The 23,733-nt window shown below is 62.2% G+C and carries 28 protein-coding genes; 18 read left to right on the top strand and 10 right to left on the bottom strand.

Annotation, left to right across the window (positions count from 1 at the left end):
* Nucleotides 1–4 precede the first annotated feature (4 nt).
* On the bottom strand, nt 5–1,033 hold the full coding sequence (locus K3180_RS02645) for a quinone-dependent dihydroorotate dehydrogenase (RefSeq protein ID WP_221538126.1): 1,029 nt from the start codon (nt 1,031–1,033) through the stop codon (nt 5–7).
* Between the two features lie 410 nt (nt 1,034–1,443).
* Here K3180_RS02645 and K3180_RS02640 point away from each other — a divergent pair, with 410 nt between their 5' ends.
* The 12 genes from K3180_RS02640 to K3180_RS02585 all read left to right on the top strand — a co-directional run bounded on the left by K3180_RS02640 (nt 1,444) and on the right by K3180_RS02585 (nt 10,979).
* Nucleotides 1,444–3,174 (top strand): DUF885 domain-containing protein, encoded by a 1,731-nt coding sequence (locus K3180_RS02640; RefSeq protein ID WP_247710258.1) that lies wholly within the window; start codon nt 1,444–1,446, stop codon nt 3,172–3,174.
* Between the two features lie 25 nt (nt 3,175–3,199).
* Complete coding sequence (locus K3180_RS02635) at nt 3,200–4,108, top strand: AraC family transcriptional regulator (protein ID WP_221538124.1); 909 nt, start codon at nt 3,200–3,202, stop codon at nt 4,106–4,108.
* Nucleotides 4,109–4,215: 107 nt separating this feature from the next.
* Nucleotides 4,216–4,626 carry an RrF2 family transcriptional regulator gene (locus K3180_RS02630; protein ID WP_221538123.1) on the top strand — a complete coding sequence of 137 codons (411 nt, stop codon included), beginning with the start codon at nt 4,216–4,218 and terminating at the stop codon, nt 4,624–4,626.
* The gene (sufB, locus tag K3180_RS02625; protein WP_221538122.1) at nt 4,623–6,104 is read left to right on the top strand and encodes a Fe-S cluster assembly protein SufB; all 1,482 of its coding nucleotides are present in this window, start codon (nt 4,623–4,625) and stop codon (nt 6,102–6,104) included. The genes K3180_RS02630 and sufB overlap by 4 nt, the downstream gene beginning before the upstream one ends.
* Complete coding sequence (locus tag K3180_RS02620) at nt 6,101–6,349, top strand: hypothetical protein (protein ID WP_221538121.1); 249 nt, start codon at nt 6,101–6,103, stop codon at nt 6,347–6,349. The genes sufB and K3180_RS02620 overlap by 4 nt, the downstream gene beginning before the upstream one ends.
* Nucleotides 6,346–6,864, top strand: a complete 519-nt coding sequence (locus K3180_RS02615; protein WP_221538120.1) for an endonuclease domain-containing protein — start codon at nt 6,346–6,348, stop codon at nt 6,862–6,864. The genes K3180_RS02620 and K3180_RS02615 overlap by 4 nt, the downstream gene beginning before the upstream one ends.
* Nucleotides 6,857–7,606 carry a Fe-S cluster assembly ATPase SufC gene (sufC, locus tag K3180_RS02610; protein ID WP_221538119.1) on the top strand — a complete coding sequence of 250 codons (750 nt, stop codon included), beginning with the start codon at nt 6,857–6,859 and terminating at the stop codon, nt 7,604–7,606. Before K3180_RS02615 ends, sufC begins: the two co-directional genes overlap by 8 nt.
* Complete coding sequence (locus K3180_RS02605) at nt 7,603–7,998, top strand: hypothetical protein (RefSeq protein ID WP_221538118.1); 396 nt, start codon at nt 7,603–7,605, stop codon at nt 7,996–7,998. The genes sufC and K3180_RS02605 overlap by 4 nt, the downstream gene beginning before the upstream one ends.
* Nucleotides 7,995–8,750 carry a SufD family Fe-S cluster assembly protein gene (locus K3180_RS02600; protein WP_221538117.1) on the top strand — a complete coding sequence of 252 codons (756 nt, stop codon included), beginning with the start codon at nt 7,995–7,997 and terminating at the stop codon, nt 8,748–8,750. Before K3180_RS02605 ends, K3180_RS02600 begins: the two co-directional genes overlap by 4 nt.
* On the top strand, nt 8,747–9,964 hold the full coding sequence (locus tag K3180_RS02595; protein WP_221538116.1) for a SufS family cysteine desulfurase: 1,218 nt from the start codon (nt 8,747–8,749) through the stop codon (nt 9,962–9,964). Before K3180_RS02600 ends, K3180_RS02595 begins: the two co-directional genes overlap by 4 nt.
* A complete protein-coding gene (locus K3180_RS02590; RefSeq protein WP_221538115.1) occupies nt 9,961–10,464 on the top strand; it encodes an SUF system Fe-S cluster assembly protein in 504 nt (167 codons plus the stop codon). Before K3180_RS02595 ends, K3180_RS02590 begins: the two co-directional genes overlap by 4 nt.
* Before the next feature lie 155 nt (nt 10,465–10,619).
* Complete coding sequence (locus K3180_RS02585) at nt 10,620–10,979, top strand: HesB/IscA family protein (RefSeq protein WP_221538114.1); 360 nt, start codon at nt 10,620–10,622, stop codon at nt 10,977–10,979.
* 6 nt (nt 10,980–10,985) lie between these two features.
* Here K3180_RS02585 and K3180_RS02580 read toward each other — a convergent pair whose 3' ends face one another.
* Both K3180_RS02580 and K3180_RS02575 read right to left on the bottom strand, forming a co-directional pair.
* Nucleotides 10,986–11,414: a hypothetical protein gene (locus tag K3180_RS02580; protein WP_221538113.1), complete on the bottom strand. Its 429-nt coding sequence runs from the start codon at nt 11,412–11,414 to the stop codon at nt 10,986–10,988.
* Nucleotides 11,407–12,093: an EI24 domain-containing protein gene (locus tag K3180_RS02575; protein WP_221538112.1), complete on the bottom strand. Its 687-nt coding sequence runs from the start codon at nt 12,091–12,093 to the stop codon at nt 11,407–11,409. Before K3180_RS02575 ends, K3180_RS02580 begins: the two co-directional genes overlap by 8 nt.
* A 118-nt stretch (nt 12,094–12,211) precedes the next feature.
* Between K3180_RS02575 and K3180_RS02570 the strand changes: the two genes are divergently transcribed.
* Nucleotides 12,212–13,207: an adenosine kinase gene (locus K3180_RS02570; RefSeq protein ID WP_221538111.1), complete on the top strand. Its 996-nt coding sequence runs from the start codon at nt 12,212–12,214 to the stop codon at nt 13,205–13,207.
* 12 nt (nt 13,208–13,219) lie between these two features.
* On the opposite strand, the gene K3180_RS02565 is transcribed toward K3180_RS02570, so the two are convergent.
* Entirely contained in the window at nt 13,220–14,428 is a 1,209-nt protein-coding gene (locus K3180_RS02565; protein ID WP_221538110.1) for a tetratricopeptide repeat protein, read from the bottom strand.
* Nucleotides 14,429–14,440: 12 nt separating this feature from the next.
* Complete coding sequence (purD, locus tag K3180_RS02560) at nt 14,441–15,715, bottom strand: phosphoribosylamine--glycine ligase (protein ID WP_221538109.1); 1,275 nt, start codon at nt 15,713–15,715, stop codon at nt 14,441–14,443.
* On the opposite strand from purD, the gene xseA reads away from it, so the two are divergent.
* From xseA to K3180_RS02545, 3 genes are read left to right on the top strand one after another with little or no spacing between them, the layout of a single operon-like run.
* Entirely contained in the window at nt 15,714–17,180 is a 1,467-nt protein-coding gene (xseA, locus tag K3180_RS02555) for an exodeoxyribonuclease VII large subunit (protein WP_221538108.1), read from the top strand. The two genes, purD and xseA, sit on opposite strands and share 2 nt — an antisense overlap.
* Before the next feature lie 24 nt (nt 17,181–17,204).
* Complete coding sequence (locus K3180_RS02550; RefSeq protein WP_221538107.1) at nt 17,205–17,414, top strand: DUF2093 domain-containing protein; 210 nt, start codon at nt 17,205–17,207, stop codon at nt 17,412–17,414.
* Entirely contained in the window at nt 17,411–18,313 is a 903-nt protein-coding gene (locus K3180_RS02545; protein WP_221538106.1) for a peptidoglycan DD-metalloendopeptidase family protein, read from the top strand. Before K3180_RS02550 ends, K3180_RS02545 begins: the two co-directional genes overlap by 4 nt.
* Before the next feature lie 150 nt (nt 18,314–18,463).
* Here the strand turns inward: K3180_RS02545 and rpmB are convergent, their stop codons facing one another.
* A complete protein-coding gene (rpmB, locus tag K3180_RS02540; protein WP_221538105.1) occupies nt 18,464–18,751 on the bottom strand; it encodes a 50S ribosomal protein L28 in 288 nt (95 codons plus the stop codon).
* A 156-nt stretch (nt 18,752–18,907) separates the two neighbouring features.
* Here rpmB and K3180_RS02535 point away from each other — a divergent pair, with 156 nt between their 5' ends.
* Nucleotides 18,908–19,363 (top strand): nucleoside deaminase, encoded by a 456-nt coding sequence (locus K3180_RS02535; protein WP_221538104.1) that lies wholly within the window; start codon nt 18,908–18,910, stop codon nt 19,361–19,363.
* Nucleotides 19,364–19,475: 112 nt separating this feature from the next.
* Nucleotides 19,476–19,979, top strand: coding sequence for a YbjN domain-containing protein (locus tag K3180_RS02530; protein ID WP_221538103.1), 504 nt, complete (start codon nt 19,476–19,478; stop codon nt 19,977–19,979).
* 31 nt (nt 19,980–20,010) lie between these two features.
* Here the strand turns inward: K3180_RS02530 and K3180_RS02525 are convergent, their stop codons facing one another.
* The 4 genes from K3180_RS02525 to K3180_RS02510 all read right to left on the bottom strand — a co-directional run bounded on the left by K3180_RS02525 (nt 20,011) and on the right by K3180_RS02510 (nt 23,698).
* On the bottom strand, nt 20,011–20,709 hold the full coding sequence (locus tag K3180_RS02525) for a ribonuclease T2 family protein (protein WP_221538102.1): 699 nt from the start codon (nt 20,707–20,709) through the stop codon (nt 20,011–20,013).
* The gene (nadC, locus tag K3180_RS02520) at nt 20,706–21,563 is read right to left on the bottom strand and encodes a carboxylating nicotinate-nucleotide diphosphorylase (RefSeq protein ID WP_221538101.1); all 858 of its coding nucleotides are present in this window, start codon (nt 21,561–21,563) and stop codon (nt 20,706–20,708) included. The genes K3180_RS02525 and nadC overlap by 4 nt, the downstream gene beginning before the upstream one ends.
* Nucleotides 21,564–21,680: 117 nt before the next feature.
* Nucleotides 21,681–22,484, bottom strand: coding sequence for a LytR/AlgR family response regulator transcription factor (locus K3180_RS02515; protein ID WP_221538100.1), 804 nt, complete (start codon nt 22,482–22,484; stop codon nt 21,681–21,683).
* A complete protein-coding gene (locus K3180_RS02510) occupies nt 22,481–23,698 on the bottom strand; it encodes a sensor histidine kinase (protein ID WP_221538099.1) in 1,218 nt (405 codons plus the stop codon). Before K3180_RS02510 ends, K3180_RS02515 begins: the two co-directional genes overlap by 4 nt.
* Nucleotides 23,699–23,733 lie beyond the last annotated feature (35 nt).

Below are 23,733 nucleotides of genomic sequence, written 5' to 3'. Positions count from 1 at the left end.
GACGCTATTCGCTTCCAACCGCCTCTGCAATCGAGGAAAAGCCGTCACGCAGCATCAGGTGTTCTAGGCCGTGTATAATCTTTCGCGGCAGGCCCGGACCTTCGTAGACCATTGCGCTGTAAAGCTGGACGAGGCTGGCACCGGCCCTGATGCGCGCCCAGGTCTGCTCCGCAGTGGCGATACCGCCGACGCCGACGAGCGGTATTGCTCCCCCGGTTGCCTTGCGAAAATCCCGTAGGCGCTGCAGTGCGAGATCGTGCAATGGCGCTCCAGACAAACCGCCTGCTTCGCCCGCATGGGGAGAGGCAAGGGCGGGTCTGGAAATGGTGGTATTCGAAACGATCAGCGCGCCTAGTTGCTTGTCGATTGCAATCCTTGCGATGGCGTCGATGTCGGCCGGTTCCAGATCAGGAGCAACCTTGAGAAACACGGGCGGACCCCCTGGTCCCCGCGCATCGAACACCGCATCGAGCAGGCTGATCAACGCACTTTCGTCCTGCAACGCCCTAAGCCCCGGTGTGTTCGGGCTGGAAATGTTCACCGCGAGGTAAGTGGCCAGCGGCGCCATGATCCGGGTCATCTCGGCATAATCGGCGATGCGGTCGGTACTGTCCTTGTTCGCGCCTATGTTGATGCCGAGGACACCGGCGCGCTGTTTCCTCTGCGCAAGCCTTTGTGCTGCTGCTTCGGCGCCGCCATTGTTGAAACCCATGCGGTTGATGACTGCCCTGTCCTCGACCAGCCGGAAAAGACGTGGCTTGGGATTGCCCGCCTGCGGCCGCGGGGTGATCGAACCCACCTCGGCGAAACCGAAGCCCAGGGCGAGGAGCTTGTCAGGGACCTCGCCATCCTTATCGAAACCGGCGGCCATGCCCAGCGGATTGGGGAACCGGATGCCCGCCACTTCGGTTTCCAGCGGACCTGCTTCCGCAATCGGCCCCAAAGGAGCCATCTTGAGGGCCGCCAGCGTCAGCCGGTGCGCATGTTCCGGATCGAGGGCAAACACCGCGGGGCGAAGGAGATCGAACAGCATTGCGCGGCCTATGACCGAGGTGCAGGACCGTGTCGAGTATACCCATTGTCCTGCGGCGGGACTCTATTGTAAAATTCCGCCAAAGTGGCTTCTCCGGCACGACCATGTCGCGTGGATACAATCATTTGAAACAGAGAACCGCTATCACGATTCCTGCGACCCGAAGGGCTCGAAGCAGTAATGCAACGAGTTCTCACCTATAGAGGGCGGCTCCCTGTGGGCCGCCCTTTTTTGTCTAATATCGCAGGGCTCTCCATCCTTGTCGTATTTATACTGTTTACTGGTAGACCCCGACATGCTTGGACGTACTCCAGCGACATCACGAGAGGGTAAAAATGCGGCTTTTCAGCAAGTTTTTCGCTTCGGGCATATCGGCACTGGCCTTGTCGGCCTGTGCGACAACCCAACCCATGCCCGCGGAAAACGCCCAGGCGCCGGAACGCTCGCAATCGGAAAAAGAACGTCTCGCCGGGCTGTTCGAGGAATACGACCGCGCCTCGCTCGAGCTGTCGCCCCTGAGCAAAGCCTATCGCGGAATCCGGGATGAGGATTACGGGGAATGGGGCGATTTTTCCGAGGCCGCCGAAGTGCGCGAGGAGGAATTGCTGCAATCGACTGCAGCGAAGATGCGCAGCGACTTCGATCTTTCTGCTCTCTCGGCCGAAGACGCGCTGAGCTACCGTCTGTTCGCCGCCATGGCGGAGCGCAGCGCAGCAAGGTTTCCCTTCCGCGACTATGACTACATCTTCGACCAGATGAACGGTGCGCAAAGCCAGCTTCCGGCGTTTCTCATCAATATTCACCGCGTAACAGATACATCCGATGCCGAAGCCTATATCAGCCGGATCGAAGGCATGGGCCCCGCACTCGATACGCTGCTTGCACAATCGCGCGAGCATGCCGATGCCGGCATCATGCCGCCCGACTGGGTCTATCCCTACGTGATTTCGGACATCGAGAACCTGCTGGCAGCAGGTAACGACAACGCAATTCTCGAGGATTTCCGAGGAAAGGTCGCCGAACTCGATGGCAGCGCGACAATGATCGAGACGGCCGAAAGCGCATGGGCTTCCAGCGCCAGGCCGGCATATGAGCGATTGCTGGCGGAAATGAAGCGCCAACAGGCTATCGCGCCGACCGATGACGGCATCTGGCGTTTTCCCGAGGGCGCAGCCTATTACGAAGCGCTGTTGGCAAACTACACCACCACCGACCTGACCGCCGACGAAATTCACAATATCGGGCTGCGCGAGATCGAGCGGATCCACGGCGAAATGCGGGCGATCATGCAGCAGGTCGGCTTCGAAGGCGATCTGCAGGATTTCTTCCAGTATACCCGCAGCGACGACCGCTTCTATTATGATAGCCGCGAAGCCTATCTGGCCGATGCGGAAGCGAAGCTGGATGCGATGGAAGCGAGACTGCCCGAATATTTCAACACGCTTCCCACAGATCCGCTGGTCATCAAGCCGGTCGAGGCATTTCGCGAGAAGAGTGCGGGCAAGGCGTTCTACCAACGTCCCGCACCCGATGGCTCGCGGCCCGGCACCTATTATGTGAACCTCTACAATCTGAACGACATGTCGAAGAACGAGCTGGAGGCTCTCGCATATCACGAAGGGCTTCCTGGCCATCACCTCCAGCTTTCGATCCAGACCCAGCTGGGGGATGTGCCACCCTTCCGGCGTTTCGGCGGAGTTACGGCCTATAGTGAAGGTTGGGGCCTTTATTCCGAGGAACTGGGCAAGGACATGGGCTTCTATACCGATCCCTACTCCGATTTCGGACGGCTTGGCATGGAGCTGTGGCGCGCGGCCAGGTTGGTGGTCGACACCGGCATCCACCACAAGCGCTGGAGCAGGGAAGAGGCGATTGCCTATCTCACCGAGAACACGCCAAATCCCGATGGCGATATCCGGAAGGCCATCGAGCGTTACGTCGTCTATCCGGGACAGGCGACCGCCTACATGATCGGCAAGTTGAAGATCATGGAGCTGCGCGGACGCGCCCGGGAGCAACTGGGCGAAGATTTCGACATCCGCGCCTTCCACGATGTCATTCTCACCAGCGGACCCGTACCGCTCTCGATCATGGAAGAGAACGTCGATAGCTGGATCGCGCAAAACCGGTCTGCAAGCTGATCTTTGCGCTGACGGGGCGGACAGTATGGCCGAGGGGGACACGGGCGCGGCAGATTATGCGTTCGAGTGGGTGGAATCGCCCACCGATATCGCGCCCTATCTGAATTCTCTCTACATTCTGCGCTCTGGTGGAGCCGTGGTCGAAGATATGATGCCTGCGTACTCCGGGCAGCTGGTGGTATTGTTGCAGGGCGGCGGGAAAATGTTCTTCGCTGGCGGCGGTCTGGCCCATGCCCGCTCTGCTTTTTTCCAATGTCCGTTAACCCGGGCGCACAGGTTCGAAATCCAGCCGGATACCGTCATGCTCGGTGTGTCGCTCAATTTCCGCGGCTGGGCTGCACTAACGGGCCTCTCCGTGGATAAATTCAGGGATTGCGCCCTGCCCGTCGAGGAGGTTCTTTCCAAACCACTTGCCGAGCGCCTTCTTGCGATCTCTCCGCGCATAGGCGCCGGTGCACTTTCGCAGCGTGAGGCGCTGGAAGAGCTCGCTTCGATTGTGCGGGACGGGATTTCCCCGATACCGGTTCGCCACAGGCAGGTGATTGATCGCACACTCCTATGGCTGTCGTCGTCCCTCAAGCCGGAGGTCGCGACGCTTTACGAAGCGCTGCCCTATTCGGAGCGTCAGGTGCAGCGTTTGGTTTTGCGCTTTTTCGGCCAGCCTCCCGTGAGACTGATTCGGCGCTACCGCGCGATCCGCGCGGCTACGTTGCTATCGCTGCCGGAGCTTGCGCCTGGACTGGAAGCCGAAATCCGCGAGGCGTTTTACGATCAGGCTCACATGATCAAGGAAATACGTCACTTCACCGGCCGCACGCCGAGGCGGCTGAAACCGAAAGAGAAGTCGGTCGTCAAGGAAACCCTCGGCGAACCCGGCTATGGCTCGGTCGATCTCTTCGGCGGCAGTCAGGACGAGGCACTGGGACGCGGCTGAAGGCCCTGAGCCAATTGCTAACGACTCGCAATTGGCGGTTTTCCGTTGAATTTCGAAGGTCCGGCCCATAGCTGGTTAATCGGAGCGGATTCGTCCGATTTGAAATTATGCGCCTTTCGAACCTTGCAGATTATGCCGTCGTCACGATGAGCCAGGCTGCCCGCCATTGCGGCGGGGGCAGGGTCAGTGCGTCGGATCTCGCAGCCGAAACCGGGCTTCCGGCACCCACTGTACAGAAACTGGTCAGCAAGCTGGTTGGTGCAGGGCTGCTGCGGTCGGTGCGCGGCGCCGGTGGCGGGCTGCAACTGGCCCGCCCGGCCGCTGCGATCAGCCTTGCCGATATTGTCGAGGCGGTGGAGGGGCCGATCGCACTGACCGCCTGCATCGAAGGTACCGAATGCGTGGTGGAACACGAATGCCGCATCAGGCCGCACTGGCCGATGGTCAACGAAGCTCTGCGCGGCGCGCTGGCGGGGATCCCGCTGACGCAGCTGGCGCAGGAAAAGGAAGTAGCGTGAACGAACAGGTGGACATCCAGGACCGCGAAGCGAAGGAAGCCGCTGCGAAGGCTGCGGAATACGAGCATGGCTGGTCGTCGGACATCGAGACCGAATTCGCCGAGAAGGGGCTGACCGAGGATACGGTTCGCTTCATTTCGGCCAAGAAGGGCGAGCCCGAATGGATGCTCGACTGGCGTCTCAAGGCCTTCCGCATCTGGCAGGAAATGGAAGAACCCAACTGGGCGAAGCTCGGCTATCCGGCGATCGATTACCAGGACGCCTATTACTACGCTGCTCCGAAGAAGAAGGTGGAGCTGGAATCGCTCGACGAACTCGATCCCGAGATCAAGCGAGTTTACGACAAGCTTGGCATCCCGCTTGGGGAGCAGGAGGTCCTTGCCGGAGTCAAAGGGGCGAAGAAGGTCGCGGTCGATGCAGTGTTCGATAGCGTCAGCGTCGCCACCAGCTTCCGCGAGGAGCTGAAGAAGGCGGGCGTAATCTTCCTGTCGATCAGCGAGGCGATCAGGGAATATCCGGAGCTGGTGAAGAAGTGGCTCGGCAAGGTCGTGCCGCAGAAGGACAACTATTTCGCCACGCTCAACTGCGCGGTCTTTTCGGACGGCACCTTCGTCTACATCCCCGAAGGGGTGCGCTGCCCGATGGAACTCAGCACCTATTTCCGCATCAATGCGGAGAATACCGGCCAGTTCGAACGCACGCTGATCGTTGCCGAAAAGGGCAGCTATGTCAGCTATCTCGAAGGCTGCACTGCACCTATGCGCGACGAAAACCAGCTCCATGCCGCCGTGGTCGAACTGGTCGCGATGGAGGATGCGGAGATCAAGTATTCGACCGTCCAGAACTGGTACCCCGGCAATGCCGAGGGCAAGGGCGGGATCTACAATTTCGTCACCAAGCGCGGGCTCTGTCAGGGTGCGCGCAGCAAGATCAGCTGGACGCAGGTCGAAACCGGCAGTGCGGTGACGTGGAAATACCCTTCCTGCGTACTCAATGGCGAAAACAGCGTGGGCGAATTCTACTCGGTCGCCGTCACCAACAATTACCAGCAGGCCGATACCGGCACCAAAATGATCCATAACGGCAAGGGAAGCCGCTCGACGATCATTTCCAAGGGCATTTCGGCAGGCAAGTCGAACAACACATATCGTGGCCTTGTGCGCGTGGCGGCCAATGCCGACGGGGTGCGCAACCGCACCGAATGCGACAGCCTGCTGATCGGCGACCAGTGCGGCGCGCATACCGTGCCCTATATCGAGGTGAAGAACCCCTCCGCCCAGATCGAGCACGAGGCGACCACCAGCAAGATCAGCGACGACCAGCTCTTCTACGCCATGCAGCGCGGTCTGGATGAGGAAGAGGCGATGGCACTGATCGTCAACGGCTTCGCCAAGGACGTGATGAAGCAGCTGCCGATGGAGTTTGCTGTAGAGGCGCAGAAGCTGCTGGCGATTTCGCTTGAGGGGAGTGTGGGGTGATGCTCGGACTCTTGTCGATACTTTTCTTGATTGGTTTCCCCGCCGCGGTAGCCGCTTTTCTGGCTTATAGGATTAGCGTGGAGCTGCGCACGGGCCGCAGCTATGTCTTCGGCTACTGGACCAATCGCGAGGTTCAGCCGCGCATGTTCTGGTTTGACATCATGCTGAAGGCGGTCGGCATCGTTATTTTCATCTACCTGCCACTCTCGGTGGTTTGGACTTCGGTAGGATCCTTCGTCCAATGACTGACCGCAAGACGCTCCAGCTTCGCGATCCATCCGAGACCGCCGACGAGGCCCCTTCGATCAAGAAGAAGGGCCGGGGTTGGGAAATTTCGGAGAAGCGTCTCGACGCCCTGCACGAACAGGCGCGCGAGATGCGGCGCTATTCGACCGAGGCGCACAAGGCGCTGGCCGAGCGTTTCGCCAAGGCGGACATGGGCCGCTATACCTTCAAGCGCCACGCCGTCGTCGGCAGTGCGATCGTCGATTTCAACTGCCACAATCTCGGCATGGCGATCATGATCGACGAGGAAGGGCAGGACGATGCCCTCGCCAAGCGCCGCGACAAGAGCCTCGAATCGGTCGGCATTCGCGTGATGCGGATTGCCGCCAGGGACATCCTCGAGAACATGGACGCGGTTCTCGAACGTATAACGCTCGGCATGCGCAGCCGCATCGCCGACAAGCAACAGGCGCGCCGCGAGCACCAGCGCAGCAGCGCGCCGCGCCCCCGCTACACCAGGAACGACAATGCTTAAGATCGACAATCTCACCGCCGAAGTGGGCGGTACGCAAATCCTCGACGGCCTAAGTCTCGAAGTCCCTGCCGGAGAGGTCCATGCCATCATGGGCCCCAATGGTGCCGGCAAGTCGACGCTCTCCTATGTTCTGGGCGGTCGACCGGGATATGAGGTGACGGGCGGATCAGTCACCTTCCGGGGGCAGGACCTGCTCGACATGGAACCGCACGAGCGCGCTGCTGCCGGCCTGTTTCTTGGTTTCCAGTATCCGGTCGAAATCCCGGGTGTTTCGAATGTTCAGTTCCTTCGTGAAGCGCTTAATTCGCAACTGAAATCGCGCGGCGAAGAACCGCTTACGGGCGGCGAATTCCTCAAGCTGGCCAAGGAAAAGGCCGCTTTGCTCAAGCTCGACATGGACATGCTCAAGCGCCACGTAAACGTCGGCTTTTCCGGCGGCGAGAAGAAGCGCGCAGAAATGGTCCAGATGGGCATTCTCGATCCCGCCTTTGCCGTACTCGACGAAACCGACAGCGGTCTCGACATCGACGCATTGCGCGTCGTGGGCGAAGGGATCAACGCAATCATGCGCAATCCCGCCAAGGGCGTGCTGCTGATCACTCATTACCAGCGCCTGCTCGAGGTGGTGAAACCCGATCGCGTGTCGATCCTGAGCAAGGGGCGGATCGTCAGGACCGGCGGGCCGGAACTTGCCCAGCAACTCGAAAGCGAAGGCTACGATGCCGTGATGGAGGCCGCATGATTCTCGCTGCACTCACCCTCCTGCTTGTTCAATCTGCCGCGCCTGCAGCCGCATCGACGCCGACCGAAGAGGACGTCGCGCGCGAAACTGCCGCGATCGATAAGGTGTTCGATAAATGGCAGGGCGGCGTCTACAAGAAAGAGGACGACAAGCTGACGTGCCGCATGAAGCAGAGTTCGGGCGACCAGGCGGTCGACCTGCTGCGCTGCGGTGCCATGATCGGCTGCTATGCGCCTCGCGCAGAAGAGCTCGATACCATCGCCGCCTCCGATGCACCCGCCGAAGACCGCAAGGCACAGATGCAGGAAGTGATGGACGAGGTTCAGCCCTGCATCGAAAAGGCCCACCGCGAGGGTAAGCGCCGCATCGCCATCGTGAGGGCGGCAGAATGAGCGGGACGCTCGACCTTCCGACCCGCAAGGATGAAGCCTGGCGCTATGCCGCGGTGGAGAAACTGCGTGCGGACGATCTCGGCAAATGGCGTCAGCTCGACGTGGCGGCAGGCGAGAGCGTGCGCGAACTTGTCGTCATAAGCGACGAAGATTCCGGCGAAACGGAGCTGGTCCAGCTGCGCGTGAACCTCGGCGAGAATGCCCGCTGCGAGATTTTTGGCGTCATTGCTTCGGGCGAATATGCCCGGGTCGAAGTGGAAGCGACGCTCGGCAAGGGCGCGCATTTCGAAATGGGCGGCATCACCGTCGGCGGCCGCGATACAGTGCGCGAGTTCGTCACCCACGTGATCCATGCCGAACCCGATGGAACGAGCAATCAGACCGTACGGAGCGTCCACTGGGGCAAGGGAACGGGCAACTTCCTCGGCAGCATCGATGTGGTGCGAAACGCCCAGAAGACGGACGCGGCGCAGGATTTCAAGGGCCTGCTCCTCGAAAAAGGTGCAAGCGTGAATGCCGTGCCGCAGCTGGAAATCTTCGCCGACGATGTGAAGTGCGCGCATGGCGCCACCGTGGGCCAGCTCGACGAGAGCGCACGCTTCTACATGGCCGCGCGGGGGCTCTCGCCCGACCTCTCTCGCCGACTTCTGGTACAGGCCTTCATCGGCGATGCGCTGGTGGGTCTGGATGACGAGAAAACGCAGGAGCGGTTGATGCAGATCGCGCTGGACAAGCTGGACAAGCACTTGTGAGCGAAGCTGCCACCCTTACGCGGAAAGCCGATTTTCCCGGCCTTGTCACCCAGGACGGCAAGCCGTGGCACTATCTCGACACGGCCGCCTCGGCACAGAAGCCGCAGGTCGTTGTCGACGCGATGAGCCGGGCGCTCGGCCGCGACTATGCGACCGTGCACCGCGGCGTCTATGGCCGTTCGGCGCAGATGACCCTGGGATACGAAGCAGCCCGCCGCCGGGTCGCCGATTTCATCGGTGCGCGGTCGGAGAACGAGGTGGTGTTCGTACGCGGCGCAACCGAAGCCATCAACCTTGTGGCGGCGACCTGGGGCATGACCCGCATTGGCCAGGGCGATCGGATCATCCTCTCCACGCTCGAACATCATTCGAATATCGTGCCGTGGCAAATGCTTGCCGAACGGACCGGAGCGGAAATCGAGGTTTGCCCGCTGACCGAAGACGGCCGGATCGATCTCGGCGGACTGGAAGCACTCCTCTCGCAGCGAACCAAATTGGTAGCATTGGCACATGTGTCGAATGTTTTAGGTTCGGTACTCGATGCACGCAGGGCCGCCGATCTGGCTCATTCTGTCGGCGCGAAAATCCTGCTCGATGGCTGTCAGGCCGCCCCACGCATGAAGCTCGACATGGCTGCGCTGGATTGCGATTTCTACGTTTTCTCCGGCCACAAGCTTTATGGTCCCACCGGCATCGGCGTACTTTGGGCGCGCGAGGACATTCTCGACCATATGCCTCCATACCAAGGCGGCGGTTCGATGATCGAGAAGGTCGCATTCGACGGCACGACCTATGCCCCGCCTCCGCAGCGCTTCGAAGCGGGGACACCCATGATTACCGAGGCAATCGCGCTGCATGCCGCCATCGACTATGTCGACGCGCTCGGACCGGATTGGCTGTTCGAACATGAAACTGCCTTGGCAGCCAAGTTACGCGCCGAACTGCGCAAGCTGAACGACGTGACGCTTTTCGGACCTGAGGAAAGCGCCGGAATCGTATCCTTTGCACTCGATGGGGTTCATCCGCACGATTTGGGCACCATATTGGATGAAGAAAACGTCGCCATCCGCGCCGGACATCACTGCGCACAGCCTTTGATGGAGTATCTGGGCGTTCCGGCCACGGCCCGCGCCAGCTTCGGCCTCTATAGCGACGAAGACGATATAGCCGCGCTGATGCGCGGAATCGAAAGGACCCGGAGGATCTTCGGATGAACAAGCCAAGCGACGACAAGGATTTCATTGCCGCCCCCTCGCCTGCCGATACGATTGTCGGCAAACCCCCGCGGGCGCGTGTTGCGGACGCCGTCGATTCCGATGAGACTGCTGGCGAGAAGCTCGAGCGCAAGCGCGATTATCTCGAAGGCTTCCTCGCCAAAAAGCCCGAGACGGAAAGTGCTTCGGGTCCGGGCGGCAAACTGCAGCAGGCGGTGATCGATGCGCTCAAGGAAATCTACGATCCCGAAATTCCGGTCAATATTTACGATTTGGGCCTGATTTACGGCGTCGAGGTCGACGACGAGTGCGATGTCACCGTCATCATGACGCTGACCACACCTCATTGCCCGGTGGCCGAAAGCATGCCCGGCGAAGTGGAATTGCGCGCCGCCAGCGTACCCGGTGTCCGCGATGCCGAGGTCAATCTCGTCTGGGATCCGCCCTGGGGCCCCGAAAAGATGACTGACGAGGCCCGTCTCGAACTGGGGATGCTGTGAGCGATGCCCAGCCCGGCACTCTCGCTTGCTGCGAACGGCACCGCACTGCGCTTCCGGTGCTCACGGACCGGAAGTCCGCTGCGCCCCGGTTCTCGTGCGGCACCATTCTCGCGGCGCGATAGCACCAATCTGGACACCGCTCAGGAGAGCGAACGATGACCGAAACGAAAACCCGCCCCGCGCCCAAGGCCGCCGTCGTCCTGACGAAACGTGCCGAGGAGCGCATTGCCGAACTGATGTCCAAGGCACCCGAGGATGCGATCGGGGTCAAGCTCTCGACCCCGCGCCGCGGCTGCTCGGGGCTGGCCTATTCGGTCGACTATGTTTCCGAAGAGGCCAAGTTCGACGAGAAGATCGAGACGCCAGGCGGAGTGTTCTACATCGACGGGGCCAGCGTACTCTACCTCATCGGAAGCACGATGGACTGGGTCGAGGACGATTTCTCTGCCGGATTCGTTTTCGAAAATCCCAACGCCAAGGGCGCCTGTGGCTGCGGCGAAAGTTTCATGGTCTGAGGCTGACTAGCGCCGCAGGGCCCGGACACAACTTGCGCGGTCCACGTCCTCGCCATCGCTTGCACGCCGTGCATCTACATGGGTGGCGCTGGGTTCTGCGCCAGGCCGGAGCGGATATAGATAGATATCCAGCACGCAGGGACTGCCGCTGAACTGAAGCTTCATCGCGTCGCCCTCCTTAACCTCCAGCCTCGGCGGGCCGAAGATATTGGCGAGCGCCGTCGCGTTCCGGCCGATAACCCCCTCGAGACCTGGCACGTTCATCACCTTAGGCGCGATGAATGCCCCGGTCGAAGGCGCAGGCCGCACCGGCTGCTGTGGAGGTGGGCGAGTACTCGTCACGGGCCGCTGTTCTGCCGGAGTATAGGTCTTGGGCGCGCTCACGCAGCCTGCGAGGCTTGCGGCGAGCGCCACAAGGGCGAATATCTTATGCAAGGGTGGCTCTCCTGCGATGCACAAGGTGGGTGGCGCTCGCCGCACCAAGAACCGGGGCGAGCAGATTGAGGAACGGGACCATGAGTAGCGCCGCGACTGCTCCGCCAAGCAGAAAGCGCCTGCCCTGGCCCAGCGGTGCGATCTCGGCCGTATCCCTGCGATGCCGCAGCCAGACCATGTCCTGCAGCTCGCGGCCGAGCAAAAAGGCGTTCACGGCCCAGAACAACAATGCGGTGCCGATACCGGTGACCAGGAGCAGGATCGCGAACGGCAGGGCGACGAGATTGACCAGCAATGCGCGCAGGGTGGACCGCACGCCGTTCCGCATCTCCTCGTGAAAGGCGAGCGACCGTGCGGCGCTGGCGGCTTCAGGGTAATGCCTCGCCTCGACTGCCCGGACCACTTCTTCCGCAAAGAACTGCAACACGAACAGGGCGACGAAACGGAACAATAGCCACGCGCCGATCAGCGTGGCGAGGACGGCCAGCAGCGTTCCGGCATCGCTCCCCTCTTCCAGCCCCGCCCATTCCAGCGCGGCTTCGAACCCGAAACTCAGCCCCCAGCCGAGAAGGAGGAAAATTGCCAGCGTGATCAGCAGGCTCTTTCCCAGCACCTTGAGGATCGCCGGATCGCCCAGCTGGCTGAAGGACAGGGCAAGGGCGCGCGGAAGTGAGATCATCTTGCCGGATCGAATCGCCCGTGCACGCAGACAAGTCAACGCCGCCCTTGGCCTTTGTACGACGAACCGCTAACCGCGCCCGACACATTCCAAGTTTCGTTCACCTTCCGGAGTTTTCATGACCGACCCCCGTTACGACGTCGTCGCGATCGGCAATGCCATCGTCGACGTGATGGCCCCCTGCGAAGACGAGCTGATCGAAGAGCTCGGTCTTGCCAAGGGCGGGATGACGCTGGTCGATACCGAGCGCGCGCAGGAGCTTTACGACGCGATGGGCCGCGCCACCGAAATCTCGGGCGGTTCTGCGGCGAACACGCTCGCCGGGATGGCCGCGCTGGGCGCGCAATGCGCCTTCGTCGGCCAGGTTGCGAAGGACCAGCTGGGCGACATTTTCGCGCACGACATTCGCGCCGTGGGCATCGATTTCGACACTACCCCGCGGGAAGGCGATCCGCCGACTGCGCGCTGCCTGATCTTCGTTACGCCCGATGGCGAGCGGACGATGAACACCTTCCTCGGCGCTTCGCAATTTCTGCCGCCCGCCGCGCTCGACGAAGAGCTGATCGCCAGCGCGGGCGTGCTCTATCTCGAAGGCTACCTGTGGGACCCGGAAGAGCCCCGCAGCGCCATGCGCCGCGCGATCGACGTCTCGCGCGGTGCGGGCCGCAAGGTCGCCTTCACTGCCAGCGAAAGCTTCGTGATCGAGCGCCATGGCGACGATTTCCGCGCGCTGATCGAAGAAGGAAAGATCGACATCCTCTTCGTCAACGAACACGAGCTGGCGACGCTGACCGGCAAACCGGACTTCGAAGCCGGTCTCGACGCGCTGAAAGGCAAGGTTCCCACGCTCGTCGCCACCCGCAGCGCCAAGGGCGCAGTGGTCATCGCCGATGGCGAGCGGGCCGAAGTCCCCGCCGAGCCGATCGCCAAGGTGGTCGATACCACCGGCGCGGGCGATCTCTTCGCCGCCGGTTTCCTCAGTGGCCACACCCGCGGTGAGGATCTCGAGACCTGCCTGCGCATGGGCGCGATCTGCGCGGGCGAGATCATCAGTCACATCGGCGCACGCAGCGAGAAGGACCTGAAGGCGCTGGTGGCTGAGAAGCTGGGGTAGCCCCCGGACCGATCATCGGGTTACGATATCGACTTGCCGCCTCGCCGCATCAATTGCCATTGATCGATCATCATCATCACGCGCCAAATCGTGCTTTCCGATGTTCCAGTAGGCATCGGCCCGCATCCGCAAGGCGAAATAGTCCTCTGGATCGATCTCCAATGCCTGTGTAAGATATCTGATTACTATGGGATAGTTTTCGCTCTGAAAGGCCAGAACCGCCTGTCCGCGTAAAACAACCGGCCAACCGGGATCGCCCTCCCTTATATGTTTGAAATCGAGCTCGGCCATTTTCCGATTCCCAAGCCATGCATGGGCGATTCCGCGGTTTGCAAGTGCATAGGGATTGTCCGGATCGCTATGATGAAGTTGTGTGAAATCATCGATTGCTTCTCGAAACCGTCCGGAATCCAGATACGCTAAACCCCTGAGCAGGTATGCTTCCTCATTGTCTGGCCGCAAATCGAGTGAGGCAGTGAAATCCTCTATCGCCAGAGGAAGATTGCCCTGCTGCTCGTAAATAACTGCACGATTGTAGAGAGCGTAGGAATCTTCGGGATCGATCTGAAGCGCCCCGGTGTAATCACGCAGCGCGAGCGCATCCTTGCCCAGGCGGTGATGGACGCGTCCGCGACCCGCGAGCAGCTTGGCACGCCGTTCTGGACTAAGGCTATCCTCTGCCAGCATGGAGTTACAGGATTCCAAGGCTTCGATCAGTTCGTTTCGTTCGCCAAAATCGTTGCAATCTGGGTATTCGTTGTCGTAAATTACTCCTAGCGACGCGGTAAAAAGTGCCGCCCCTAAAATACCGTTCCAAATAAGCGATGCCCAATAGCGTTTGGGGTGTTCGGCTTTGCGATAGGCCTGAGCCACGCCGCGAACCAGAGGTTCTATTTCTCCGCTGCGCCAGCCGGATACGGCCGTCCCGAAAGCGTAGCTCCCCATTGCGCCGAACAACGTCGGAGCAAAGTAGTCAGACTTGGCAAAATCCTCGGCAAGAGGAGTGAAAATGAATACGCCTATTCCAATCAAGCCCAAAAGTATCGCGAGGCTTCGATATAGCTGTGGTTCCGATTTCCAGCTCAAGTCCTCCTCGGGAAGAGTAATGTCGCGGGGCACCCTGCCATGAGTAAAGTACCGCCAAGCATAGGTCGCTGGAGCCAAAGCCGTTATTGCCAGAGCAAGGGCGATCCAGATTTGCGGAGAAACATTATCGAACATGGGATGGTTAAATTATCCCCGCTCGCGCCGCACTTCCCTCTGGCCGATGTCGCGGCGGCAGAAACCATCCGGAAAGTCGATCGCATCGACTGCGGCATAGGCGGCGGCTTGCGCTTCGGTCGCGCTTGACCCGCTTGCCGTCACGTTGAGGACGCGGCCGCCACTGGCGACCAGCTGGCCGCCTTCCAGTTTTGTCCCCGCGTGGAAGACCTTGGCACCGTTCGCCTCGGCCTCGCCCAGGTCGATGCTGCCGCCCTTCTTCGGCGTGCCCGGATAGCCCTCCGCCGCCATCACCACGGTCAGCGCGAAAGTGTCGCTCATCCTGGGCGCCTCGATCTCGCCCAGCCGCCGCTCGGCGCAGGCCAGCATGAGTTCCACGAGGTCGCTTTCCAGCCGCATCATCAGCACCTGGCATTCGGGATCACCGAAACGCACATTGTATTCGATCAGCTGCGGTCCGGTCTTCGTCAGCATCAGCCCGGCGTAGAGTACGCCTGTGTAGGGCATGCCTTCCTCGCGCATGGTGCGCACGGTGGGTTCGATGATCTCGCGCATCGCCTGGTCGCGCAGGGCATCGGTGAGCACGGGCGCGGGCGAATAGGCACCCATCCCGCCTGTGTTCGGTCCCTCGTCGCCGTCGCCCACGCGCTTGTGGTCCTGCGCGCTGGCGAGCGGCACGATGGTCTTGCCGTCGGTCAGCGCGAAGAAGCTCGCCTCCTCGCCGGTCAGGAACTGCTCGATCACAACTTCGGAGCCTGCGCTGCCGAAGCGGCCGTCGAACATTTCCGACAATGCGTGCTGCGCTTCCTCGCGAGTTTCGGCGATAACCACGCCCTTGCCCGCGGCCAGCCCGTCGGCCTTGAGGACGAAGGGCGGGTCGAATTTCTTGAGCGCACCCCATGCCGCCTCTAGCGAGGTGCAGCGTTCGAAGCGCGCGGTGGGAATATTGGCGCGGGCGCACAGATCCTTGGTGAATCCCTTGCTGCCTTCCAGCTGCGCTGCTGCCTTGGAAGGGCCGAAGCTGAGGATGCCCGCCTCCTCGAGGCTATCCGCCACCCCTTCGACCAGCGGGCCTTCGGGGCCGATCACCACCAGGCCGATGGCGTTATCCTCGCAGAACTTGACCACCGCACCATGATCGCTGCTATCGAGCGCGACACAGGTGGCGCATTCTTCCATGCCGGGATTGCCGGGGCTCGCCCACAGCTTGTCGCAGCGCGGCGATTGCGCCAGTTTCCAGCACAGCGCATGTTCGCGGCCGCCGCCGCCGAGCAAGAGGATATTCATGGCCGCAAGTTTCCCACCGGATAGAGACAATGACGGACTGGTAGCGAAGCCCCGCCCCGGCGACAACGCCGAGCCGCTGTCGGTGAGCGAAATCTCGCAAATGCTCAAGCGGACGGTGGAGGATCGCTTTGGCTTCGTGCGGCTGCGCGGCGAACTGTCGGGCGTGAAACGCGCGGCGTCGGGCCATCTCTATGCCGCCCTGAAAGACGACAAGGCGGTGATCGATGCCGTGATGTGGAAGGGCAATGCTGGGCGTCTGCCCTTCCGGCCGGAAGACGGGCTGGAAGTGGTCGCCAGCGGCAAGATCACGACCTATCCGGGCCGCTCCAAGTACCAGATCGTGATCGAGCGGATGGAACTGGCGGGCGAAGGTGCGCTGTTGGCGCTGCTCGAAAAGACCAAGGCGCGGCTGCAGGCCGAAGGGCTGTTCGACGAGAGCCGCAAGCGGGCGCTGCCCTTCCTGCCGCGCACAATCGGTGTGGTCACCTCGCCCACCGGCGCAGTGATTCGCGACATCCTGCACCGGCTGGCGGATCGCTTTCCGAGCCGGGTGATCGTCTGGCCGGTGCTGGTGCAAGGACAGGGCGCGGCAGATCAGGTGGCGGGCGCGGTCCGCGGCTTCTCAGCCATGGCGCAAGGCCATCCCGATCGGCCCGATCTGGTGATCGTGGCGCGCGGCGGCGGCTCGATCGAGGATTTGTGGAGCTTCAACGAGGAGGCGGTGGTGCGCGCCATCGCCGAATGCTCGATCCCCACGATCAGCGCGGTGGGGCACGAAACCGACACCACGCTGGCCGATTTCGCTGCCGATCGTCGTGCGCCGACGCCCACTGCCGCTGCCGAGATTGCCGTACCTGTCCGTGCCGAACTTGCCGCCGCCCTCGCCGATTATGGTGCGCGCAAGAAACGCGCGATCCTGCGCCCGGTGCAATTGGGCCGCGAAAGGCTGGAGGCGCGCGCCGAGCGGCTGCCCTCGCCCGAGGCGCTGTTGCAACCGCAGGCGCAAAAGCTCGACGAATTGGCCGACCGGCTGCGGCGCGGATTGCAGGACCGTGCAGGGCAGGGGCGCGAAAAGCTGGGCAATTTGCGGCTTTCGCCAGCCATGCTGACACGCGGCTTGCGCGAGGCGCAGCGTTCGCTCGCGGGCGTGCGCCTGTCGCCTGCGGTGGTGCGCAAACCGATTGCGGAAGGCCGCGAACGGCTGGCGGCGCTGGAACGCGTGATGCGCTCGCTGGACCCCGATACGGTGCTAAAACGCGGCTATGTGCGGGTTACTGGCCCCGACGGGCGGACCCTGACCGACCGCGTCGAGGCCGCGAAGGAGGCACTGCTGACGCTCAAGTTCCGCGACGGCGACCTTGCCGTCTCGACCGGCGCCGCGCCACCTGCCCCAAGCTCGCCAGCACCGCGGCCCAAACCAGCAAAAAAGGGAACGCCGCCCGCGCAGGACGATTTGTTCGGATAGACACGGCCTGCTAGGGAGCTTCCCATGCTGATGAACAAGAATTCGGGTCCCGCTTCGGGCGAGGCCAAGCTGCAATACGGACCCAATGGCTTTCGCGTGCTGCGCGCGGGCAATCACGTGTTCTGCGCGGCGAGCGGTGTGCCGATTCCGCTGGAGGAATTGCGGTACTGGTCGGTCGAGCACCAGGAGGCCTACGCCACGCCCCAGCTCGCAACGGAGCGGCTAAAACCGTGAGATTACGCCGGGTCGCGCCGCTTTTCCTCCTTGCCGTTTCAGCCTGTGTGGCGCCCTCGCAGCCGGTGCCGGTTGAGCCTGCACCGCCCAGCGAGGTTGTGCAGCCGGTGCGCGAACCTGATCCTGCGCCCGCGCCTTCTCGCCCGGCGGTATTCTCCTTCGAGGGCGAGCTGACGCAGGGCGGCTGGATCCGCGGCACGGTTCCCGGTGGGACCGAAAGTGCGGCATTGGGCGAGAACGAGCTTGTCTTCGACGAGAAGGGCAATTTCTTCGCCGCATTCGACCGCGATGCAGGGCCGAGCGAAACGCTCGTCGCCACGCTGGCCGATGGCAGGGTGATCGAGAGCCCAGTCGCCATTTCGCCGCGCGATTGGGACATAGAGCGGGTCAATGTCGCCAGGCGTCCCTCGTCCTCTTCCGAAGCCTTTCTTGCGCGCCGCCGACCCGAGCTCGAAGCAATCTGGAACGCGCGGCAGGAGGAAACCCCGGCCGAGGGCTGGCGACAGGACATGGTCTGGCCGGTGACCGGACGTATCTCGGGCCGGTTCGGATCGCAGCGCATCTACCGCGGCGAACCGGGCAGCTATCATTCGGGCCTCGATATCGCGGGCGGCGCGGGAACGACCTATGTCGCCCCCGCCGACGGCATCGTGGTACTGGCCGAACCCGATTTCAGCCTCGAAGGACAGCTCCTCATCATCGACCACGGGCAGGGCCTCAACAGCGCCTTCCTGCATTCCTCCGAACTCTTCGTGCGCGATGGGCAGACGGTAAAGCAGGGGCAGCCGCTGGGCCGCATCGGCTCGTCGGGCCGCGCGACGGGGCCGCACCTCCACTGGAGCCTCGTGTGGCGGAACCTGCGGCTCGATCCGCTGCTGTTCCTGCCGCCGATGCCCTGACGACCTGGCTGCCCCGCAGCTACGTCGATCTGGGGGATGCTCCCAGTCCCGAAAACCGGTGGCGTAGAGACTGGACACGGCAAAAGGCGCGCAGGTGAACCCGCGCGCCTTTGCGTGATCGATCAGGAAAGCGCCGAAGCGCCGCGCAGCTTACGAGGCGGCGGTAGCTTTCTTCAGCTCGCGCTTTACCTTCAGCGCACCGGCCGAAAGCTTTTCGTCGCTGGTCTTCAGCAGCCAGTTGTCGAGACCGCCATTATGCTCGACCGAACGCAGGCCCTGCGTCGACACGCGGAACTTGAAGCTGCGATCCAGCTTCTCGCTCATCAGCGTGACGTTCTGCAGGTTCGGCAGGAAGACCCGCTTGGTCTTGTTGTTGGCGTGGCTCACATTGTGACCGACCTGACGGCCCTTGCCGGTGAGTTCGCAAATGCGCGACATGGATTTGTCTCTCGTTCGAATGGCTGGGCGAGTTCCCTTGGCCGCAAATGCGGACGGGGGCCTCATTTATCCCGGAAAGCGGCGCGCATAGCGGCGAGGGTGCGAATCGTCAAGCACGTTGCGCGGGATCGAACCGGGGGCTAGCGAGGCGCTGGTATGACAGGCTGGACCCTTCCGCAACCGATGCAACGTGCGCTCGAACTGGCCGAAGCCTCGGCCGCGGCGGGCGAAGTGCCTGTGGGTGCGGTGATCACGCGCGGCGGCGAGGTGATCGCCGAGGCGCACAATGCGCCGCGAGAGACCAGCGATCCCACCGCCCATGCGGAGATGCTGGCGATTCGCCGCGCGGCGGTGGCGCTCGGGCAGGAGCGTCTGACAGATTGCGAGCTTTGGGTCACGCTGGAGCCCTGCGCCATGTGCGCCGGCGCCATCGTCCACGCGCGGCTGGGCAAGGTCTATTATGGTGCAAGCGACCCCAAGGGCGGTGCGGTCGAACACGGCGCGCGCGTGTTTGAACAGAAACAATGCCTACACCGCCCGGAGGTCTACGCGGGGCTTGGTGGAGCAAGAGCGGCGGAGTTGCTTCGCGACTTCTTCAGGGAGCGTCGCTGAAACTGTCCGTCCGCACAGCATAGTGTTTCCATTTAGAAAAAGGGCTGCATGAAGCGGGTGGGCAATCCGTCGAGCTTTGGTTACGGTCCTGCCCGGAAGGGGGAAATACTGCATGACGAATTTTGGGACTGCGATTCTCGTCGCCGGTGCAAGTCTCGCGCTGTCCGGTGCGTCAGCGATGGCACAGGGCAGCGAGACAATCGGCACCTTTTCGCGCAGCGATCTCGAGGTGGCGCTAGGAGCGAACGATACGAAGTGGGAAGCGCATCCCGATAATAACTCGATCAACGTGATTTTCTCGAACGGCTTTCACGCGAATGCCGCCCTGATGGCGTGCGAGGATTCGGACATTCTGGAGAATTGTTACGGCACCTCGATTCTTGCGACCTTCGCGCCGCCCGAAAATGCGAGCCCGGCGGATATTGCGGAAGCGGTATCGGCCTATAATTACCGTCAGAACTTCGGCCGCGCCTATGTCGATCCCGAAGGCACTCTTTCGGTCAGAATATACATAATCTCCGATGGCGGCATCACTCGCGAGAATTACCGCCGGCAGATCGAGCTATGGTCGATGTCGCTGGAGAAGCTTTACGGCTACTTCGATTCTGCGGAATAGGAATCGCGAAATCGCAATGCTGCTGGGCTGGCTATAGCCCCCGCCAGATTTTCGCCGCCTCGCCATCCTTCGCTCCCGACCGGCGCTCATCACACGCCTTGGGCATGAAGCGTTTATCGTAACAGAGGCGCAGTTCCTCCAGCCATCCCTTGCCGTCCAGATGCACGCCTACCGCTTCGGGGAACCAGCCCGGGTTGGCATCGGCGAAGCGAGTGCGGATAGTGCCTGCAGTGAGATCGTCCTCGCGGCTGATGCGGACGAAATCGGGCCAGCGGAGGCCGCCGAACAGAATGCGCGTGACCTTGAGGTAGGTTTCCGGGCGGCGGGTCATGCAGGTGCCGTGCTTGGCCCATTGGCGCGTGACCAGCGCAGCGTCGGGGCTGATGCAGAGGTTCTTGCGCAGCGCGGCCAGCTCGATCGGTGTGCGGCTGCACCATTGCGGCCAGCTGCGCCCGCTGTCGGGCCAGAGCCCGTGGACCGTGAAGCCGAAGCGTCCCTCGCGCCCCGAGCATTGCCGCGCATGGCGGCGTTCGCTCTCGCGGAAGCGGCAGAATTCGGGAGTCCAGCTCAAGGCAAGCGTATAGCCCGTCACGGGCAGGCGCCGCGGCTCGCCCTCGTCGACATCGGGCACATGGGTGCTGCCGGGGATAGTGCATTGAAAGGCCTGGGCCGCAACTGCACCCGGCGTTGCGAGCGCGACTGCTGCCGCGATTGCCGCGGCGGATTTCATAGCGGCATAAAGTCCAGACCGATATCGGCTGCGGGCGCGCTCTGGGTAAGCCTTCCTACCGACACATAATCGACCCCGGTGGCCGCCTTGGCGCGGATCGTGTCCAGGTTGATCCCGCCGCTGGCTTCGGTGGGCACGCGCCCTGCCACCAGCGCCACGGCTTCGCGCAGGGTCGGCGGTTCCATATTGTCCAGCAACAGCCGCGTTGCGCCCGCTTCCAGAGCCGGTTCGATCTGATCGATCCGGTCGACCTCGCAAATGATGTCCCTCACCCCGGCCTCGACCGCGCGGCGTACCGCCTCTCCCACGCTTCCTGCGACGAGCACGTGGTTGTCCTTGATCATCGCCGCATCCCACAATCCCATGCGGTGGTTCGCCCCGCCGCCCATGCGCACGGCGTATTTTTCGAGATGGCGCAGGCCCGGAATGGTCTTGCGCGTGTCGAGCAGGGTGCAAGCCGGATTGTCCATCACTCGGACGTATTCGGCGACCATGGTGGCGATGCCCGAGAGGTGCTGGACAGTATTCAAGGCGCTGCGCTCGGCGGTGAGCATGGCGCGGGCATTACCTTCGAGCCGCATCAGGTCGGTCCCGGCGGGAACTTGCGCACCTTCCTCGACGAGGATGTCGATCTGCATATCGGGATCGAGCGCGCGGAAGAAGGCCGCGGCCACGGGCAGGCCCGCGACATGGATCGGATCGCGTGTGTCCATCGTTCCGGAAAAGCGGGCCTGTGCGGGGATTACGCTTTCGCTGGTAACATCGCGTCCGCCGCCGGACATTCCTTCGCCGAGGTCTTCGGCAAGCGTATCACGGATAAAAGCGGAAAGATCGAAACCGTCGAGCTTGAACAACTGACAACTCCCGTTCGTGCTGAGCCTGTCGAAGCACCGTTCTTGCTTTGGGCGCAGCGCTAGAAAAGAGGTACGGCCCTTCGACAAGCCCGGGGCGAACGGATCGAGGACTCAGCCCTAGTGTACGAACCGCGCCACGACGTCGCGGTAGGATCGCGAAACCTTCACCTCGGCCCCGCTATCCAGCACGAGGAAGCATTCGCCATTGGTATGCGGTTTCACCTGGCGGACCTGGTCGAGATTGACGATGGTGCTGCGATGCACGCGCTGGAAGGTCCGCGGGTCGAGGCGACGCTCAAGGTCCTTCATCGTCTCGCGCAGGATCAGCGAATTGTCGCCGGTATAGATGCACATGTAATCGCCTGCAGCCTCGATATGCTCGATCGTATCGACCTCGACGCGGAAAATCTGGCCGCGATCCTTGATGTTGATCAGCCTTTCATAGCGGCCGCCGGTCGTCGACTCGGTCTCGTCGCCATCCATGTCCTCAACCGCCTCGGGCGCCACTTCGGACAGCACGCCGCGCAGCCGGTCGGCCTCGTCGCTGCTCTTCTTTTCGGCCAGGCGCTGGCGCACACGTTCGACCGTGTCGGCCAGCTTGTCTTCGTCGACCGGCTTCATCAGATAATTGACCGCGTTCGCTTCGAAAGCCCGGATTGCGTGTTCCTGGAAGGCGGTGACGAAGACGAACAGCGGGGGATCGATTTCCATCACTCCCTGGACGACCGAGAAGCCATCGAAGCCGGGCATCTGGATGTCGAGGAACACGAGATCGGGCTTCAGAGTCTTGATTGCGCGGATCGCCTCGCGTCCGTTCTGGCAGGTTTCGATCACCTCGACATCCTCGAAGGGTTCCAGCCGCAGCTGCAGGCCCTGGATAGCGAGTTTCTCATCGTCGACGAGGATCGTTCGGATAGTCATTTGGCGGTACTTACCTTTTGGGGGGAATTCTCGGTTGCAACGGCTGAAGCGCTGGCCGGTTTCCCGGCGGTTGTCGCGGGCGGTGCGGCAGACGGCTCCATCTGATCGGCGAATTCGTGCGGAATCTCGATCAGCACCGTGAAACCGCCGCTCTCGGGCGAGCGGATTTCGAAACGGTGATCGTCGCCATAGGCCTGCGCCAGACGGTCGCGGATGTTGGCAAGTCCCACGCCGGTGGAATCGCGCCGCTTGTGCGTGGCCATAACAGCGGGGAGATCGTCCGATGTGCCCACGACATCCACGCCGGGGCCGGTGTCGGAAACCGTGATCCGCAGCCTCGGCCCCACAATCTGGGCGAGCAGGGAAATCTCCGCCCCTTCTTCCTGTGGGCTGACGCCGTATTTGATCGCGTTTTCGATCAGCGGCTGGAGCAGCATGGAGGGTATCTGCGCCTTGGCGGCTTTCTCCTCGACGCGGAAATCGGTTTGCAACCGCTCTTCAAACCGCATCCGCTCGATCTCGAGGTAGAGCTTTAGAGTCTCCACCTCCTGCGCCACGGTAACCTTGCCGCCGGGCTGGGTGACGAGCGTGTGCCGCAGGAAGCTGGACAGGCGCGTCAGCATGGCATTGGCCGGCTCGGTTTGTTTGAGCAGCACCAGCGTACTGATCGAATTGAGCGTGTTGAAGAGGAAGTGCGGATTGAGCTGGTAGCGCAGCATGGCCAGCTGCGCGCTGGTCGCCTGCGCTTCGAGCCGTTCCAGCCGGTCGGCCTGCTGTTCGACCTGAAGGAAGAAGTTGATGGCGTAATAAAGCGCGGACCACGCGCCCAGCAGCGTCAGATCGAAAAAATAGATCCCGATGAAGATGCGCACGAAGTCGGAATCGCCTGAGGAGCCCGTCAGGCCCAGTACCCAGCTGTCGATGAAGGAATAGACGCTGACCGCGATGGCGAGCGCAACTGCCGTCCCGCCCCATGTCACTAGCGGGCGCTGCCGGATGAGATAGGCATAGACCACCGACAGGATCAGGCTGATCGAAAAGCCGGTTATCATGGCGATCAGGATGACAAAGAAGAATTCCAGCGGCTGGCCGCCGGCAAAGGCCGACATGGCGCGTAGCACGGCCGTTCCGCCCCAGCCGGCCAGCTGGAGGTTCCAGAACGCCTGGTTCTTGTTCTCGAAGAAGGGCGTAGGGGTGAGGGGCAACACGGCCATCTGCTTCGCTCTCTAGCGCAATTGCGCGGGGCAAT

Source organism: Qipengyuania huizhouensis (assembly GCF_019711635.1).
GTDB classification, from domain to species: domain Bacteria; phylum Pseudomonadota; class Alphaproteobacteria; order Sphingomonadales; family Sphingomonadaceae; genus Qipengyuania; species Qipengyuania huizhouensis.
This window is presented reverse-complemented; position numbering and strand designations above follow the sequence as displayed.

Excerpts from the sequence above, each read along its gene's own strand:
- K3180_RS02605 (WP_221538118.1), top strand. The coding sequence starts at position 7,603 with ATGATTCTCGCTGCACTCACCCTCCTGCTTGTTCAATCTGCCGCGCCT.
- xseA (WP_221538108.1), top strand. The coding sequence starts at position 15,714 with ATGGCCGCAAGTTTCCCACCGGATAGAGACAATGACGGACTGGTAGCG.
- sufC (WP_221538119.1), top strand. The coding sequence starts at position 6,857 with ATGCTTAAGATCGACAATCTCACCGCCGAAGTGGGCGGTACGCAAATC.
- purD (WP_221538109.1), bottom strand. The coding sequence starts at position 15,715 with ATGAATATCCTCTTGCTCGGCGGCGGCGGCCGCGAACATGCGCTGTGC.
- rpmB (WP_221538105.1), bottom strand. The coding sequence starts at position 18,751 with ATGTCGCGCATTTGCGAACTCACCGGCAAGGGCCGTCAGGTCGGTCAC.
- K3180_RS02570 (WP_221538111.1), top strand. The coding sequence starts at position 12,212 with ATGACCGACCCCCGTTACGACGTCGTCGCGATCGGCAATGCCATCGTC.
- K3180_RS02565 (WP_221538110.1), bottom strand. The coding sequence starts at position 14,428 with ATGTTCGATAATGTTTCTCCGCAAATCTGGATCGCCCTTGCTCTGGCA.
- K3180_RS02630 (WP_221538123.1), top strand. The coding sequence starts at position 4,216 with ATGCGCCTTTCGAACCTTGCAGATTATGCCGTCGTCACGATGAGCCAG.
- K3180_RS02510 (WP_221538099.1), bottom strand. The coding sequence starts at position 23,698 with ATGGCCGTGTTGCCCCTCACCCCTACGCCCTTCTTCGAGAACAAGAAC.
- K3180_RS02535 (WP_221538104.1), top strand. The coding sequence starts at position 18,908 with ATGACAGGCTGGACCCTTCCGCAACCGATGCAACGTGCGCTCGAACTG.
- K3180_RS02645 (WP_221538126.1), bottom strand. The coding sequence starts at position 1,033 with ATGCTGTTCGATCTCCTTCGCCCCGCGGTGTTTGCCCTCGATCCGGAA.
- K3180_RS02615 (WP_221538120.1), top strand. The coding sequence starts at position 6,346 with ATGACTGACCGCAAGACGCTCCAGCTTCGCGATCCATCCGAGACCGCC.
- K3180_RS02515 (WP_221538100.1), bottom strand. The coding sequence starts at position 22,484 with ATGACTATCCGAACGATCCTCGTCGACGATGAGAAACTCGCTATCCAG.
- K3180_RS02590 (WP_221538115.1), top strand. The coding sequence starts at position 9,961 with ATGAACAAGCCAAGCGACGACAAGGATTTCATTGCCGCCCCCTCGCCT.
- K3180_RS02585 (WP_221538114.1), top strand. The coding sequence starts at position 10,620 with ATGACCGAAACGAAAACCCGCCCCGCGCCCAAGGCCGCCGTCGTCCTG.
- K3180_RS02550 (WP_221538107.1), top strand. The coding sequence starts at position 17,205 with ATGCTGATGAACAAGAATTCGGGTCCCGCTTCGGGCGAGGCCAAGCTG.
- K3180_RS02530 (WP_221538103.1), top strand. The coding sequence starts at position 19,476 with ATGACGAATTTTGGGACTGCGATTCTCGTCGCCGGTGCAAGTCTCGCG.
- K3180_RS02640 (WP_247710258.1), top strand. The coding sequence starts at position 1,444 with ATGCCCGCGGAAAACGCCCAGGCGCCGGAACGCTCGCAATCGGAAAAA.
- K3180_RS02635 (WP_221538124.1), top strand. The coding sequence starts at position 3,200 with ATGGCCGAGGGGGACACGGGCGCGGCAGATTATGCGTTCGAGTGGGTG.
- K3180_RS02525 (WP_221538102.1), bottom strand. The coding sequence starts at position 20,709 with ATGAAATCCGCCGCGGCAATCGCGGCAGCAGTCGCGCTCGCAACGCCG.
- K3180_RS02575 (WP_221538112.1), bottom strand. The coding sequence starts at position 12,093 with ATGATCTCACTTCCGCGCGCCCTTGCCCTGTCCTTCAGCCAGCTGGGC.
- K3180_RS02600 (WP_221538117.1), top strand. The coding sequence starts at position 7,995 with ATGAGCGGGACGCTCGACCTTCCGACCCGCAAGGATGAAGCCTGGCGC.